Annotated in this window: 21 protein-coding genes; 20 read left to right on the top strand and 1 reads right to left on the bottom strand. The window is 66.2% G+C overall.

The genetic code is table 11. The features are described 5' to 3' along the window. Nucleotides 1-56: 56 nt before the first annotated feature. The 20 genes from rplN to truA all read left to right on the top strand — a co-directional run bounded on the left by rplN (nt 57) and on the right by truA (nt 11,967). Nucleotides 57-425, top strand: coding sequence for a 50S ribosomal protein L14 (gene rplN / locus ACZ7LU_RS15940; RefSeq protein WP_003974257.1), 369 nt, complete (start codon nt 57-59; stop codon nt 423-425). 2 nt (nt 426-427) lie between these two features. Beyond that, nucleotides 428-751 (top strand): 50S ribosomal protein L24, encoded by a 324-nt coding sequence (gene rplX / locus ACZ7LU_RS15935; protein WP_030685463.1) that lies wholly within the window; start codon nt 428-430, stop codon nt 749-751. Continuing rightward, the gene (gene rplE / locus ACZ7LU_RS15930) at nt 751-1,308 is read left to right on the top strand and encodes a 50S ribosomal protein L5 (protein WP_362994433.1); all 558 of its coding nucleotides are present in this window, start codon (nt 751-753) and stop codon (nt 1,306-1,308) included. The genes rplX and rplE overlap by 1 nt, the downstream gene beginning before the upstream one ends. A 5-nt stretch (nt 1,309-1,313) precedes the next feature. Beyond that, nucleotides 1,314-1,499, top strand: coding sequence for a type Z 30S ribosomal protein S14 (locus ACZ7LU_RS15925; protein WP_003956452.1), 186 nt, complete (start codon nt 1,314-1,316; stop codon nt 1,497-1,499). Between the two features lie 221 nt (nt 1,500-1,720). Next, entirely contained in the window at nt 1,721-2,119 is a 399-nt protein-coding gene (rpsH, locus tag ACZ7LU_RS15920; protein ID WP_018528360.1) for a 30S ribosomal protein S8, read from the top strand. Between the two features lie 21 nt (nt 2,120-2,140). Next, a complete protein-coding gene (gene rplF / locus ACZ7LU_RS15915; RefSeq protein WP_055527119.1) occupies nt 2,141-2,680 on the top strand; it encodes a 50S ribosomal protein L6 in 540 nt (179 codons plus the stop codon). 3 nt (nt 2,681-2,683) lie between these two features. Beyond that, nucleotides 2,684-3,067, top strand: a complete 384-nt coding sequence (gene rplR / locus ACZ7LU_RS15910; protein WP_398300201.1) for a 50S ribosomal protein L18 — start codon at nt 2,684-2,686, stop codon at nt 3,065-3,067. A 41-nt stretch (nt 3,068-3,108) separates the two neighbouring features. Further along, complete coding sequence (gene rpsE / locus ACZ7LU_RS15905) at nt 3,109-3,714, top strand: 30S ribosomal protein S5 (RefSeq protein ID WP_055564834.1); 606 nt, start codon at nt 3,109-3,111, stop codon at nt 3,712-3,714. After that, nucleotides 3,714-3,896: a 50S ribosomal protein L30 gene (rpmD, locus tag ACZ7LU_RS15900; RefSeq protein ID WP_005481207.1), complete on the top strand. Its 183-nt coding sequence runs from the start codon at nt 3,714-3,716 to the stop codon at nt 3,894-3,896. The genes rpsE and rpmD overlap by 1 nt, the downstream gene beginning before the upstream one ends. Before the next feature lies 1 nt (nt 3,897). Further along, nucleotides 3,898-4,353: a 50S ribosomal protein L15 gene (gene rplO, locus ACZ7LU_RS15895; RefSeq protein ID WP_062775150.1), complete on the top strand. Its 456-nt coding sequence runs from the start codon at nt 3,898-3,900 to the stop codon at nt 4,351-4,353. 224 nt (nt 4,354-4,577) lie between these two features. Further along, nucleotides 4,578-5,891 carry a preprotein translocase subunit SecY gene (secY, locus tag ACZ7LU_RS15890; RefSeq protein ID WP_468557072.1) on the top strand — a complete coding sequence of 438 codons (1,314 nt, stop codon included), beginning with the start codon at nt 4,578-4,580 and terminating at the stop codon, nt 5,889-5,891. Next, a complete protein-coding gene (locus ACZ7LU_RS15885; RefSeq protein ID WP_398300206.1) occupies nt 5,891-6,544 on the top strand; it encodes an adenylate kinase in 654 nt (217 codons plus the stop codon). Before secY ends, ACZ7LU_RS15885 begins: the two co-directional genes overlap by 1 nt. Before the next feature lie 124 nt (nt 6,545-6,668). Beyond that, complete coding sequence (map, locus tag ACZ7LU_RS15880) at nt 6,669-7,505, top strand: type I methionyl aminopeptidase (protein ID WP_398300208.1); 837 nt, start codon at nt 6,669-6,671, stop codon at nt 7,503-7,505. Nucleotides 7,506-7,820: 315 nt separating this feature from the next. Beyond that, the gene (gene infA / locus ACZ7LU_RS15875; RefSeq protein ID WP_003948620.1) at nt 7,821-8,042 is read left to right on the top strand and encodes a translation initiation factor IF-1; all 222 of its coding nucleotides are present in this window, start codon (nt 7,821-7,823) and stop codon (nt 8,040-8,042) included. 58 nt (nt 8,043-8,100) lie between these two features. Continuing rightward, nucleotides 8,101-8,214, top strand: a complete 114-nt coding sequence (rpmJ, locus tag ACZ7LU_RS15870) for a 50S ribosomal protein L36 (protein ID WP_003948619.1) — start codon at nt 8,101-8,103, stop codon at nt 8,212-8,214. Between the two features lie 190 nt (nt 8,215-8,404). Then, entirely contained in the window at nt 8,405-8,785 is a 381-nt protein-coding gene (gene rpsM / locus ACZ7LU_RS15865) for a 30S ribosomal protein S13 (RefSeq protein ID WP_030782528.1), read from the top strand. Between the two features lie 65 nt (nt 8,786-8,850). Then, nucleotides 8,851-9,255 carry a 30S ribosomal protein S11 gene (gene rpsK, locus ACZ7LU_RS15860; RefSeq protein WP_003948617.1) on the top strand — a complete coding sequence of 135 codons (405 nt, stop codon included), beginning with the start codon at nt 8,851-8,853 and terminating at the stop codon, nt 9,253-9,255. 118 nt (nt 9,256-9,373) lie between these two features. Beyond that, complete coding sequence (locus tag ACZ7LU_RS15855) at nt 9,374-10,396, top strand: DNA-directed RNA polymerase subunit alpha (protein WP_016645160.1); 1,023 nt, start codon at nt 9,374-9,376, stop codon at nt 10,394-10,396. A gap of 135 nt (nt 10,397-10,531) precedes the next feature. Further along, nucleotides 10,532-11,020 (top strand): 50S ribosomal protein L17, encoded by a 489-nt coding sequence (gene rplQ, locus ACZ7LU_RS15850; protein WP_398300211.1) that lies wholly within the window; start codon nt 10,532-10,534, stop codon nt 11,018-11,020. Between the two features lie 92 nt (nt 11,021-11,112). Further along, on the top strand, nt 11,113-11,967 hold the full coding sequence (gene truA, locus ACZ7LU_RS15845) for a tRNA pseudouridine(38-40) synthase TruA (protein ID WP_468557070.1): 855 nt from the start codon (nt 11,113-11,115) through the stop codon (nt 11,965-11,967). A gap of 15 nt (nt 11,968-11,982) precedes the next feature. On the opposite strand, the gene ACZ7LU_RS15840 is transcribed toward truA, so the two are convergent. Further along, nucleotides 11,983-12,849, bottom strand: coding sequence for a hypothetical protein (locus tag ACZ7LU_RS15840; protein WP_471916960.1), 867 nt, complete (start codon nt 12,847-12,849; stop codon nt 11,983-11,985). Nucleotides 12,850-12,920 lie beyond the last annotated feature (71 nt).

Below are 12,920 nucleotides of genomic sequence, written 5' to 3'. Positions count from 1 at the left end.
CCGGGGCAGTTCGCTGAACTGCCCCGGGGGAACCGGCAGACAATCAGGAGATAGACGTGATCCAGCAGGAGTCGCGACTGCGCGTCGCCGACAACACGGGTGCGAAGGAAATTCTCACCATCCGTGTTCTCGGTGGCTCGGGTCGCCGCTACGCGGGCATCGGTGACGTCATCGTCGCCACCGTCAAGGACGCGATCCCCGGTGGCAACGTGAAGAAGGGTGACGTCGTCAAGGCGGTCATCGTTCGCACCGTCAAGGAGCGCCGCCGTCCGGACGGCTCGTACATCCGCTTCGACGAGAACGCCGCCGTCATTCTGAAGAACGACGGCGACCCTCGCGGCACCCGTATCTTCGGCCCTGTCGGCCGTGAGCTGCGCGAGAAGAAGTTCATGAAGATCATCTCGCTCGCGCCGGAGGTGCTGTAAGCATGAAGATCAAGAAGGGCGACCTGGTCCAGGTCATCACCGGTAAGGACAAGGGCAAGCAGGGCAAGGTCATTGCCGCTTACCCGCGCGAGGAGCGCGTCCTGGTCGAGGGTGTCAACCGGGTCAAGAAGCACACGAAGGCCGGCCCGACCGCCAGCGGCTCGCAGGCCGGCGGCATCGTGACCACCGAGGCCCCCGTCCACGTCTCCAACGTCCAGCTGGTCGTGGAGAAGGACGGCAACAAGGTTGTCACGCGCGTCGGATACCGCTTCGACGACGAGGGCAACAAGATCCGCGTTGCCAAGCGGACGGGTGAGGACATCTGATGACGACCACCACCACTCCGCGTCTCAAGACGAAGTACCGCGACGAGATCAAGGACAAGCTGCGTGAGGAGTTCTCTTACGAGAACGTCATGCAGATCCCCGGCCTGGTCAAGATCGTGGTCAACATGGGTGTCGGCGACGCCGCCCGTGACTCGAAGCTGATCGACGGCGCCATCCGCGACCTCACCACGATCACCGGCCAGAAGCCGGCCGTGACGAAGGCCCGGAAGTCCATCGCGCAGTTCAAGCTGCGCGAGGGCCAGCCGATCGGCTGCCACGTCACGCTCCGTGGCGACCGCATGTGGGAGTTCCTGGACCGCACCCTGTCGCTCGCGCTGCCGCGCATCCGCGACTTCCGTGGTCTGTCCCCCAAGCAGTTCGACGGCCGTGGCAACTACACCTTCGGTCTCACGGAGCAGGTCATGTTCCACGAGATCGACCAGGACAAGATCGACCGCGTCCGGGGTATGGACATCACCGTGGTGACCACGGCGACCAACGACGCTGAGGGCCGTGCGCTCCTTCGTCACCTCGGCTTCCCGTTCAAGGAGGCGTAAGCGAGATGGCGAAGAAGGCTCTGATTGCCAAGGCTGCTCGTAAGCCCAAGTTCGGTGTGCGTGCGTACACCCGCTGCCAGCGCTGCGGCCGCCCGCACTCCGTCTACCGCAAGTTCGGCCTCTGCCGCGTGTGCCTTCGTGAGATGGCTCACCGTGGCGAGCTCCCGGGCGTGACCAAGAGCTCCTGGTAGTCCCCACCTTTTCGAAGGTTTCTGGGACTCCTGGATCTCTCGGTAAGTAAAGGGTTGGCAGATGCCGTCCTCCACATGGCTTAGGCTAGGAGGGTTGGGCGTCTGCCGCCCTGACCGACTTACTACGCCGTAGGTCCCCGCGCCGCACCCGTCCTGCCTCTGAGTGGGGAGAGGGATGGCGCAGATAGGAAACCCCGGCGAGAGAGGCCGAAGGCCAATTCATGACCATGACTGATCCGATCGCGGACATGCTGACTCGTCTGCGTAACGCGAACTCGGCGTACCACGACACCGTGGCGATGCCGCACAGCAAGATCAAGTCTCACATCGCGGAGATCCTCCAGCAGGAGGGCTTCATCACGGGCTGGAAGGTCGAGGACGCCGAGGTCGGCAAGAACCTCGTTCTCGAGCTGAAGTTCGGCCCGAACCGTGAGCGCTCCATCGCGGGCATCAAGCGGATCTCCAAGCCCGGTCTCCGGGTTTACGCGAAGTCCACCAACCTGCCGAAGGTCCTCGGCGGCCTCGGCGTGGCGATCATCTCCACGTCGCACGGTCTCCTGACCGGCCAGCAGGCAGGCAAGAAGGGCGTAGGTGGGGAAGTCCTCGCCTACGTCTGGTAGTCGGGAACGGAGGAATAGCTAATGTCGCGTATTGGCAAGCTCCCCATCACGGTTCCCGCCGGCGTGGACGTCACCATCGACGGCCAGACGGTCGCGGTCAAGGGTCCCAAGGGCACCCTGAGCCACACCATCGTCGCGCCGATCGAGATCGCTAAGGGTGAGGACGGCGTTCTGAACGTCACCCGCCCGAACGACGAGCGTCAGAACAAGGCCCTCCACGGCCTGTCCCGCACGCTGGTGGCGAACATGATCACCGGCGTGACCCAGGGTTACGTGAAGAAGCTCGAAATCAGCGGTGTCGGTTACCGCGTCCTGGCGAAGGGCTCCAACCTGGAGTTCTCGCTCGGCTACAGCCACCCGATCCTGATCGAGGCGCCCGAGGGCATCTCCTTCAAGGTCGAATCGGCGACCAAGTTCTCGGTCGAGGGCATCGACAAGCAGAAGGTCGGCGAGGTTGCGGCCAACATCCGCAAGCTGCGCAAGCCCGACCCGTACAAGGCCAAGGGCGTCAAGTACGAAGGCGAAGTCATCCGCCGCAAGGTCGGAAAGGCGGGTAAGTAAGCCATGGCATACGGTGTCAAGATTGCTAAGGGCGACGCTTACAAGCGTGCTGCCATCAAGCGTCGTCACATCCGCATCCGTAAGCACATCTCGGGTACGGCTGAGCGTCCGCGCCTGGTCGTGACGCGTTCCAACCGCCACATCGTGGCCCAGGTCATCGACGACATCAAGGGTCACACCCTGGCGTCGGCTTCGACCCTGGACACCACGATCCGCGGCGCCGAGGGCGACAAGTCCGCGCAGGCCAAGTCGGTCGGCGCCCTGGTCGCCGAGCGCGCCAAGGCCGCCGGTGTCGAGACTGTCGTGTTCGACCGTGGTGGTAACCAGTACGCCGGGCGCATCGCCGCCCTGGCGGACGCCGCCCGCGAAGCCGGACTCAAGTTCTGAGTCGGTTCCGTAGCTAGCGGAAACAGAGAGAGGTAATTCCAATGGCTGGACCCCAGCGCCGCGGTGGCGGTGCCGGTGGCGGCGAGCGGCGGGACCGGAAGGGTCGCGACGGTGGCAACGCCGCCGCCGAGAAGACCGCGTACGTTGAGCGCGTTGTCGCGATCAACCGCGTCGCCAAGGTTGTGAAGGGTGGTCGTCGCTTCAGCTTCACTGCGCTCGTCGTAGTGGGCGACGGTGACGGCACCGTGGGTGTCGGTTACGGCAAGGCCAAGGAGGTGCCGGCCGCCATCGCCAAGGGTGTTGAGGAGGCCAAGAAGCACTTCTTCAAGGTCCCCCGTATCCAGGGCACCATCCCGCACCCCATCCAGGGTGAGAAGGCCGCGGGCGTCGTCCTGCTGAAGCCTGCTTCCCCCGGTACCGGTGTTATCGCCGGTGGCCCGGTGCGTGCGGTGCTCGAGTGCGCCGGCGTTCACGACATCCTGTCGAAGTCCCTGGGCTCCGACAACGCGATCAACATCGTGCACGCGACCGTGGCGGCCCTCAAGGGCCTGCAGCGTCCCGAGGAGATCGCGGCTCGCCGTGGTCTGCCCCTCGAGGACGTCGCCCCCGCGGCTCTGCTTCGTGCTCGTGCGGGAGCGGGTGCGTAATGGCACAGCTCAAGATCACGCAGACGAAGTCGTACATCGGCAGCAAGCAGAACCACCGCGACACCCTGCGTTCCCTTGGTCTCAAGGGCATCAACACGCAGGTCGTCAAGGAGGACCGCCCCGAGTTCCGCGGAATGGTGCACACCGTCCGCCACCTCGTGACGGTTGAGGAGGTCGACTGACATGGCGGAGCAGAACCCGCTGAAGGTCCACAACCTCCGGCCCGCCCCGGGCGCCAAGACCGCCAAGACCCGTGTGGGTCGTGGTGAGGCGTCCAAGGGTAAGACCGCTGGTCGTGGTACCAAGGGCACCAAGGCCCGTTACCAGGTTCCGGAGCGCTTCGAGGGTGGCCAGATGCCCCTCCACATGCGTCTCCCGAAGCTCAAGGGCTTCAAGAACCCGTTCAAGACCGAGTTCCAGGTCGTGAACCTCGACAAGCTGAGCGCGCTGTACCCGGAGGGTGGCGAGGTCACCGTCGAGGGTCTCGTCGCCAAGGGTGCCGTTCGCAAGAACAGCCTCGTCAAGGTGCTCGGCCAGGGTGAGCTCACCGTGGCGCTGCAGGTGACGGTCGACGCCGTCTCCGGCTCCGCCAAGGAGAAGATCACCGCCGCGGGCGGTACCGTCACCGAGCTCGTCTGATTCATCAAGACGTGTCGATGACATGAGCGATTCCCAGCCGGGGATGCCCCACAAAAGGGGCATCCCCGGTTGGTCGTTCCAAGGGGGGCACGGTCGCCGGTAAGGTGGCGTGCACTGTCTAAGCTCCGTGCGGTCTGCCCGCACGGTTTTCTTGACTGATATGTATTCGTCGATCCTCAGACCATCACCTCTGGCGCACGCGCGCGGGGGTCGCAGGAGGCACCGTGCTCACCGCGTTCGCCCGGGCGTTCAAGACGCCCGACCTGCGCAAGAAGCTGCTCTTCACGCTCGGCATCATCGTGATCTACCGGGTGGGTACGCATGTGCCGATCCCCGGTGTCGACTACAAGAACGTCCAGGCCTGCATCGACAACGCCAATGCGAACCAGGGCCTGTTCGGTCTCGTCAACATGTTCAGCGGTGGCGCGCTGCTGCAGATCACGATCTTCGCGCTCGGCATCATGCCGTACATCACGGCGAGCATCATTCTGCAGCTGTTGACCGTGGTGATCCCGCGACTCGAGGCCCTCAAGAAGGAGGGCCAGGCCGGCACAGCGAAGATCACGCAGTACACGCGCTATCTGACCATCGCGCTCGCGATTCTTCAGGGCACCGGCCTGGTGGCCACCGCCCGCACCGGCACCCTCTTCCAGGGCTGCCCCGTCGCCAGTGAGATCGTTCCCGACCAGTCGATCTTCGTGACGATCACGATGGTCATCACGATGACCGCCGGTACGGCCTGTGTGATGTGGCTCGGTGAGCTCATCACCGACCGCGGCATCGGCAACGGCATGTCGATCCTGATGTTCATCTCGATCGCCGCGACCTTCCCGAGCGCCCTGTGGGCCATCAAGCAGCAGGGTGACCTGGCCAAGGGCTGGATCGAGTTCGGCACCGTCATCGCGGTCGGTCTCGTCATGGTCGGCCTGGTGGTCTTCGTCGAGCAGGCGCAGCGCCGCATTCCGGTCCAGTACGCGAAGCGCATGATCGGCCGCCGGTCCTACGGCGGGACGTCGACGTACATCCCGCTGAAGGTCAATCAGGCAGGCATCATCCCTGTGATCTTCGCCTCGTCGCTGCTCTACATTCCGGCGCTGGTCGCCCAGTTCGCGGGCGGCAACTCGGGCTGGAAGACGTGGATCGAGGCGAACCTGACCAAGGGTGACCATCCGATTTACATCGCCACGTACTTCATCCTGATCGTCTTCTTCGCCTTCTTCTACGTCGCGATCTCCTTCAACCCCGAGGAAGTCGCCGACAACATGAAGAAGTATGGTGGCTTCATCCCGGGCATCCGGGCTGGCCGTCCGACCGCTGAGTATCTGAGCTACGTACTCAACCGGATCACCTGGCCGGGTTCGCTGTATCTGGGTCTGATCGCTCTTGTGCCGACGATGGCGTTGGTGGGCTTCGGGGCTAACCAGAACTTCCCGTTCGGCGGGACGAGCATCCTCATCATCGTGGGTGTGGGTCTGGAAACCGTGAAGCAGATCGAGAGCCAGCTCCAGCAGCGCAATTACGAAGGGTTCCTCCGCTGATGCGTATCGTCCTCGTCGGGCCGCCCGGTGCGGGCAAGGGAACGCAGGCCGCGTTCCTCGCCAAGAACCTGTCGATCCCGCACATCTCCACGGGCGACCTCTTCCGTGCCAACATCAGCCAGGGCACGGAGCTGGGCAAGCAGGCGAAGGCGTACATGGACGCCGGCAACCTCGTGCCCGACGAGGTGACCATCGGCATGGCGAAGGACCGGATGGCGCAGCCGGACGCCGAGAACGGCTTCCTGCTCGACGGGTTCCCGCGCAACGTGTCGCAGGCGGAGGCGCTGGACGTGGCGCTCAAGGCCGATGACGTGAAGCTCGACGCCGTCCTGGACCTGGAGGTCCCGGAGGACGAGGTCGTCAAGCGGATCGCCGGCCGGCGCATCTGCCGCAAGGACTCCAGCCACGTCTTCCACGTGACGTACAGCAAGCCGAAGCAGGAGGGCGTCTGTGACGTCTGCGGCGGCGAGCTCTACCAGCGCGAGGACGACAGCGAGGACACCGTCCGCAAGCGCCTCGAGGTCTACCACACGCAGACCGAGCCGATCATCGACTACTACCGGACCCAGGGTCTGGTCGTGACGATCTCCGCGCTCGGCAAGGTGGACGAGGTCACCGCGCGTGCGATGGACGCGCTCAAGGGCGACAAGTAGCCAGGAGTAACCAGTACGCTGTTTCGGCCGCGGTGCCCTTCGGGGGACCGCGGCCGTACTGTTGTGTACGTAGTCGGTTCGTACGTAGCCGGTTGTTGGACGGATGACGGAGAGCGGAAGCCCCATGGTGCAGATCAAGACCCCCGAGCAGATCGCGAAGATGCGTGAGGCGGGCCTTGTCGTCGCCGCGATTCACGCCGCGACCCGTGAGGCCGCGGTGCCCGGCGCCACCACGAAGGATCTCGACGACGTCGCCCGCAAGGTGATCGCCGAGCACGGCGCGAAGTCCAACTTCCTCGGGTACGGCGGTTTCCCCGCGACGATCTGCACCTCGGTCAACGAGGTCGTCGTGCACGGCATCCCGGACGACAAGACCGTCCTCAAGGACGGCGACATCATCTCCATCGACGCCGGCGCGATCGTCGACGGCTGGCACGGTGACGCCGCCTACACCGCCTTCGTGGGCACCGGTCACGCCCCGGAGCTGATCGAGCTCTCCCGGGTGACCGAGGAGTCGATGTGGGCCGGCATCGCGGCCATGAAGCAGGGCAACCGGCTCGTCGACGTCTCGCGTGCCATCGAGACGTACATCCGCCGCCAGCCGAAGCCGGGCGGCGGGAAGTACGGGATCGTCGAGGACTACGGCGGGCACGGCATCGGCACCGAGATGCACATGGACCCCCACCTCCTGAACTACGTCGAGCGCCGCCGCGGCAAGGGCCCCAAGCTGGTCCCCGGCTTCTGCCTGGCCATCGAGCCCATGGTCTCCCTCGGCACGCCCCGCACGGAGGTCCTGGAGGACGACTGGACCGTCATCACGACGGACGGCACGTGGTCCTCGCACTGGGAGCACTCGGTCGCCCTCACGGAGGCGGGCCCGCTCGTCCTGACGGCCCCGGACTGCGGACGCGAGCGCCTTGCGGCGTACGGGGTGACCCCGGCACCGGACCCGCTGGGCTGAGGGGTCCGGCTGCGCCGGGGCGAGAGCCGTGGTTCTCGCGGGGCGGCGCCGTGGGCTGTGCCCACCCGTGCCGCCCTGCGGCACGCCTGCCCACAGCAGTGCGGCACCACTGGGCGCGTCTGCCCATAGGAGTGCGGTGCGACATGCGGCACTGGTGGGCCGACCGGTTGCTTAACGATCTACGGCATGGGGCAGACTTTCTCGATTCGTCTTTCCGAGTGCACTGACGTAGACTGACGCGTCGGCTCTCGTGCATCCGTGTGTCTGCATACGGAGCATGTAGTCGATCAAGGTAGTCGATTCGAAGGGCGAAGCGTGGCCAAGAAGCAAGGTGCCATCGAGATCGAAGGCACTGTCGTCGAGTCTCTTCCGAACGCCATGTTCAAGGTGGAGCTCCAGAACGGCCACCAGGTCCTGGCACACATCAGCGGCAAGATGCGCATGCACTACATCCGCATCCTCCCTGACGACCGGGTCGTGGTGGAGTTGTCTCCGTACGACCTGACGCGTGGCCGGATCGTCTACCGGTACAAGTAGATCTTGCCCGCATCCCGCTCACGCGGGGTGGTGGCACTGACCCGGAGAACCTCACCCAATGAAGGTCAAGCCGAGCGTCAAGAAGATCTGCGACAAGTGCAGGGTGATCCGCCGTCACGGCCGGGTCATGATCATCTGCGACAACCCGCGCCACAAGCAGCGCCAGGGCTGACGCACGACTGCAGTTCGCAGATTTTCGCGCGACGCAAGTAAGTAGATACGCAGCACCCGTCCCTCTTCAGTTCCATTCAGGTAATGGAGGGCGACACCCCCGGTCGGAGGCCGGGGACCCAGTAGGTACCTCGTACGGCCGCTGGGAGTGGTTCTGCTGAAGACCTCCGAAGAATCAACAGGAGCCATGAATGGCACGCGTTGAAGGCGTTGACCTCCCGCGCGAAAAGCGCATCGAGGTCGCCCTCACCTACGTGTTCGGCATCGGCCGCACGCTGGCCCAGCAGACGCTGGACGCCACCGAGGTGGACCGCAACACCCGCGTTCGCGACCTGACCGAGGAAGACCTCGTCAAGATCCGCGAGTACGTGGACGCCAACATCAAGACCGAGGGTGACCTGCGTCGCGAGATCCAGGCCGACATCCGTCGCAAGGTCGAGATCGGCTGCTACCAGGGTCTGCGCCACCGTCGTGGCCTGCCCGTCCGTGGTCAGCGCACCAGCACGAACGCCCGCACCCGCAAGGGCCCGCGTCGCGCCATCGCCGGTAAGAAGAAGCCGGGCAAGAAGTAGTCCTCGCTCAGCGGTCTATCGACAGCTGACGCTGCAGGACCGACCACCTCCCGTAGGAGTTATAGATGCCCCCCAAGGGTCGTCAGGGCGCTGCCAAGAAGGTGCGCCGCAAGGAAAAGAAGAACGTTGCCCACGGGCACGCTCACATCAAGAGCACGTTCAACAACACGATCGTGTCCATCACGGACCCGACCGGCAACGTGATCTCGTGGGCCTCCGCCGGCCACGTCGGCTTCAAGGGCTCGCGCAAGTCCACGCCGTTCGCCGCGCAGATGGCCGCCGAGTCGGCTGCCCGTCGCGCGCAGGAGCACGGCATGCGCAAGGTCGACGTGTTCGTCAAGGGCCCGGGTTCCGGTCGCGAGACCGCCATCCGTTCGCTCCAGGCGACCGGCCTCGAGGTCGGCTCGATCCAGGACGTGACGCCCACGCCGCACAACGGCTGCCGTCCGCCCAAGCGCCGCCGCGTCTGACGCAGGCTGCTTGATCTGAGAGTGCGGGCGGTACGGCTCTTCGGAGGCGTGCCGCCCGTACCCTTGTAGTGATTTCAGGGCATCAAATAGTGGGTGCCCCTGACTGAAGGATTCCTTCATGCTTATTGCACAGCGCCCGTCGCTGACCGAAGAGGTCGTCGACGAGTTCCGCTCGCGGTTCGTCATCGAGCCGCTGGAGCCGGGCTTCGGCTACACCCTCGGCAACTCCCTCCGCCGGACCCTTCTGTCCTCGATCCCGGGTGCGGCGGTCACGTCGATCCGTATCGACGGTGTCCTGCACGAGTTCACCACCGTGCCGGGTGTCAAGGAAGACGTCACCGACCTCATCCTCAACATCAAGCAGCTGGTCGTCTCCTCGGAGCACGACGAGCCCGTCGTGATGTACCTGCGCAAGCAGGGCCCGGGTCTGGTCACCGCCGCCGACATCGCCCCGCCGGCCGGCGTCGAGGTGCACAACCCCGACCTCGTCCTCGCCACGCTCAACGGCAAGGGCAAGCTGGAGATGGAGCTGACCGTCGAGCGCGGCCGCGGCTACGTCTCCGCCGTCCAGAACAAGCAGGTCGGTCAGGAGATCGGGCGCATCCCGGTCGACTCGATCTACTCGCCGGTGCTCAAGGTCACGTACAAGGTCGAGGCGACCCGTGTCGAGCAGCGCACCGACTTCGACAAGCTGATCGTCGACGTCGAGACCAAGCAGGCCATGCGTCCGCGCGACGCCATGGCGTCGGCCGGCAAGACCCTGGTCGAGCTGTTCGGTCTGGCCCGCGAGCTCAACATCGACGCCGAGGGCATCGACATGGGCCCGTCCCCGACGGACGCCGCCCTCGCCGCCGACCTGGCGCTGCCGATCGAGGAGCTCGAGCTCACCGTCCGGTCGTACAACTGCCTCAAGCGTGAGGGCATCCACTCGGTGGGCGAGCTCGTGGCCCGCTCCGAGGCGGACCTGCTCGACATTCGCAACTTCGGTGCGAAGTCGATCGACGAGGTCAAGATGAAGCTCAACGGCATGGGTCTCGCGCTGAAGGACTCGCCTCCCGGGTTCGACCCGACCGCCGCCGCGGACGCCTTTGGTGCGGACGACGACGCGGACGCCGGGTTCGTGGAGACCGAGCAGTACTAAGAGCTCGGGACCAGCGGTTTGAATTTGGCTGCGGGATCGTTGTGGTTGATCGCGCAGTTCCCCGCGCCCCTATCGGGGCGCGGCCACTGACCCCGGTACCTGATACGGCCGGGGCAGACATCAAGGAGAAACACCATGCCGAAGCCCACCAAGGGTGCCCGTCTGGGCGGCAGCGCCGCGCACGAGAAGCTTCTGCTGGCGAACCTCGCCAAGCAGCTCTTCGAGCACGGCCGCATCACCACCACCGAGGCGAAGGCCCGTCGCCTGCGTCCGTACGCGGAGCGTCTGGTCACCAAGGCGAAGAAGGGTGACCTTCACAACCGCCGCCAGGTGCTGTCCGTCATCACCGACAAGAGCATCGTGCACACGCTCTTCACGGAGATCGGCCCGCGCTACGAGAACCGCCCGGGTGGCTACACCCGTATCACCAAGATCGGTAACCGTCGTGGCGACAACGCGCCCATGGCGATCATCGAGCTGGTGGAGGCCCTGACCGTGGCCCAGGAGGCCACCGGTGAGGCCGAGGCCGCCACCAAGCGCGCCGCCAAGGACGCCGAGGTTTCGGAGCCCAAGGTCGACACGACCAAGGGTGACGAGGCCGCCGAGGAGTCGAAGGACGCCTGAGGCTCTGCCTTGCTGTGAGCGGGTCCGCCCTTCGGGGCGGGCCCGCTTTCGCGTGTACCTGGTGCTGAGCTGGTGCTGAGAGGATTGTTGGTGTGAGTGATGAAGTGGAGCCCGGGTTCGTACGGGTGCGTCTCGACCTTTCGTACGACGGGAAGGACTTCTCCGGCTGGGCCAAGCAGCGCCAGGGGCAGCGGACCGTCCAGGGGGAGATCGAGGCCGCGCTGCGGACCGTGACGCGGTCCCAGGAGACGTACGAGCTGACGGTCGCGGGCCGGACCGACAGCGGGGTGCATGCGCGGGGGCAGGTGGCGCATGTGGACCTGCCCGAGGCCGTGTGGGACGAGCACCGCGACAAGCTGCTGCGCCGGCTCGCCGGACGGCTGCCGCACGACGTGCGGGTGTGGAAGGTCGCCGAGGCGCCCGCCGGGTTCAACGCTCGGTTCTCCGCGGTGTGGCGGCGCTACGCCTACCGCGTCACCGACCACCCCGGCGGCGTCGACCCGCTGCTGCGCGGCCATGTGCTGTGGCACGACTGGGAGTTGGACCTCGACGCCATGAACGCCGCCGCCGAGCGGCTCATCGGCGAGCACGACTTCGCCGCCTACTGCAAGCGGCGTGAGGGCGCCACGACCATTCGTACGCTGCAGGAGCTGCGGTGGGAGCGGCGGGCCGACGGGATCCTCGAAGCGACCGTGCGGGCCGACGCGTTCTGCCACAACATGGTGCGCTCGCTCGTCGGCGCCATGCTGTTCGTGGGTGACGGGCACCGGCCCGTGGAGTGGCCGGGCAAGGTGCTCGCGGCCGGTGTGCGGGACTCCGCCGTGCACGTCGTGCGGCCGCACGGGCTCACCCTCGAAGAGGTCGGCTATCCCGCCGACGACCTGCTCGCCGCGCGCAACAAGGAGGCGCGCAACAAGCGGACGCTGCCCGGGGCCGGGTGCTGCTGAGCCCCGGCCGGGGCGCTACTGCGGGGCGTTGGCCGCGGCCGACGCCTGGGCCTCGCCCCGCTGGTTGATGCGGTGGAAGGCGAAGCGGGCCAGGTCGTCGCCGACGGCGTAGGCCTTGCGGTCCGACGTCGTCACGTTCTTGCCGCTGGTGTAGCCGGTGGTGGTGAAGTAGGCGTAGCGGCCGTAGGCGTTGTAGGTGCCGCGGCACACGCCCGTGCGGCAGAAGGAGGGCACGCCCTTGCCGGAGAGGGAGGTGACGAGGCCCTTCTTCACCTCGTCCTTGACCTTCGCCGCGTCGGACGCGGTGTCGAAGACGGCGACGCCGACCGTGACCGCGATGCCGTTCCTGATGTAGCTGGCGCGGATCAGGCGCGTGCAGTCGTGCTTGGCCAGGACGGAGCCGAGGGCGGGCTGGGTGACGGACGCGCAGTTGGCGGTGGAGTCGGTCGGGCCCTTCTTGTAGACGCGCTCGCCCGCTCGCAGGGACTTGCCGGGGAAGAGGCCCTCGGGGGTGAGCGGCGCCTTGTCCTTCTTGGCGCTGGAGATGAAGTCCTTGGGGTCCGGCGGGGGCGGCGGTGTGGTCGCCTCGAAGGTCGGTCCTGAGTCGGTGCTCGCGCCGGGGATGTCCGCGGCCGTCGGCAGTTCGCTCGCGGGTTTGTTCGACGCGGTGGTGTCGTCGCTGTTCGCGGAGACGACCGTGATGGCCACGGCGGCCGCGATGCCGATGGTGGCGAGCGCGCCGCCGCCGATCATCAGCCACTTCCGGCGGCGGGTGCGCGCCTCGGCGGCCTCGGCGAGCGCCGCCCAGTCGGGCGCGGGTCCGCCACCGGGTCCGCCCATTCCGCCCGGACCCCACTGAGGTCCCCCTTGCCCAAAGCTCATGGGGCGCATCTTAGACGTGCTTTCAGGGATGTTGAGCGGGGGTTGCGTGGGCTCTGAGCCCTAGCCTGAGG

It is taken from the genome of Streptomyces sp. NPDC039462, assembly GCF_055639375.1.
The sequence above is the reverse complement of the archived record's forward strand: the minus strand, read 5'-3'. Positions and strand labels throughout refer to the sequence as shown.

Excerpts from the sequence above, each read along its gene's own strand:
- rplX (WP_030685463.1), top strand. The coding sequence starts at position 428 with ATGAAGATCAAGAAGGGCGACCTGGTCCAGGTCATCACCGGTAAGGAC.
- rplE (WP_362994433.1), top strand. The coding sequence starts at position 751 with ATGACGACCACCACCACTCCGCGTCTCAAGACGAAGTACCGCGACGAG.
- ACZ7LU_RS15925 (WP_003956452.1), top strand. The coding sequence starts at position 1,314 with ATGGCGAAGAAGGCTCTGATTGCCAAGGCTGCTCGTAAGCCCAAGTTC.
- rpsH (WP_018528360.1), top strand. The coding sequence starts at position 1,721 with ATGACCATGACTGATCCGATCGCGGACATGCTGACTCGTCTGCGTAAC.
- rplF (WP_055527119.1), top strand. The coding sequence starts at position 2,141 with ATGTCGCGTATTGGCAAGCTCCCCATCACGGTTCCCGCCGGCGTGGAC.
- rplR (WP_398300201.1), top strand. The coding sequence starts at position 2,684 with ATGGCATACGGTGTCAAGATTGCTAAGGGCGACGCTTACAAGCGTGCT.
- rpsE (WP_055564834.1), top strand. The coding sequence starts at position 3,109 with ATGGCTGGACCCCAGCGCCGCGGTGGCGGTGCCGGTGGCGGCGAGCGG.
- rpmD (WP_005481207.1), top strand. The coding sequence starts at position 3,714 with ATGGCACAGCTCAAGATCACGCAGACGAAGTCGTACATCGGCAGCAAG.
- rplO (WP_062775150.1), top strand. The coding sequence starts at position 3,898 with ATGGCGGAGCAGAACCCGCTGAAGGTCCACAACCTCCGGCCCGCCCCG.
- ACZ7LU_RS15885 (WP_398300206.1), top strand. The coding sequence starts at position 5,891 with ATGCGTATCGTCCTCGTCGGGCCGCCCGGTGCGGGCAAGGGAACGCAG.
- map (WP_398300208.1), top strand. The coding sequence starts at position 6,669 with ATGGTGCAGATCAAGACCCCCGAGCAGATCGCGAAGATGCGTGAGGCG.
- rpmJ (WP_003948619.1), top strand. The coding sequence starts at position 8,101 with ATGAAGGTCAAGCCGAGCGTCAAGAAGATCTGCGACAAGTGCAGGGTG.
- rpsM (WP_030782528.1), top strand. The coding sequence starts at position 8,405 with ATGGCACGCGTTGAAGGCGTTGACCTCCCGCGCGAAAAGCGCATCGAG.
- rpsK (WP_003948617.1), top strand. The coding sequence starts at position 8,851 with ATGCCCCCCAAGGGTCGTCAGGGCGCTGCCAAGAAGGTGCGCCGCAAG.
- ACZ7LU_RS15855 (WP_016645160.1), top strand. The coding sequence starts at position 9,374 with ATGCTTATTGCACAGCGCCCGTCGCTGACCGAAGAGGTCGTCGACGAG.
- rplQ (WP_398300211.1), top strand. The coding sequence starts at position 10,532 with ATGCCGAAGCCCACCAAGGGTGCCCGTCTGGGCGGCAGCGCCGCGCAC.
- ACZ7LU_RS15840 (WP_471916960.1), bottom strand. The coding sequence starts at position 12,849 with ATGAGCTTTGGGCAAGGGGGACCTCAGTGGGGTCCGGGCGGAATGGGC.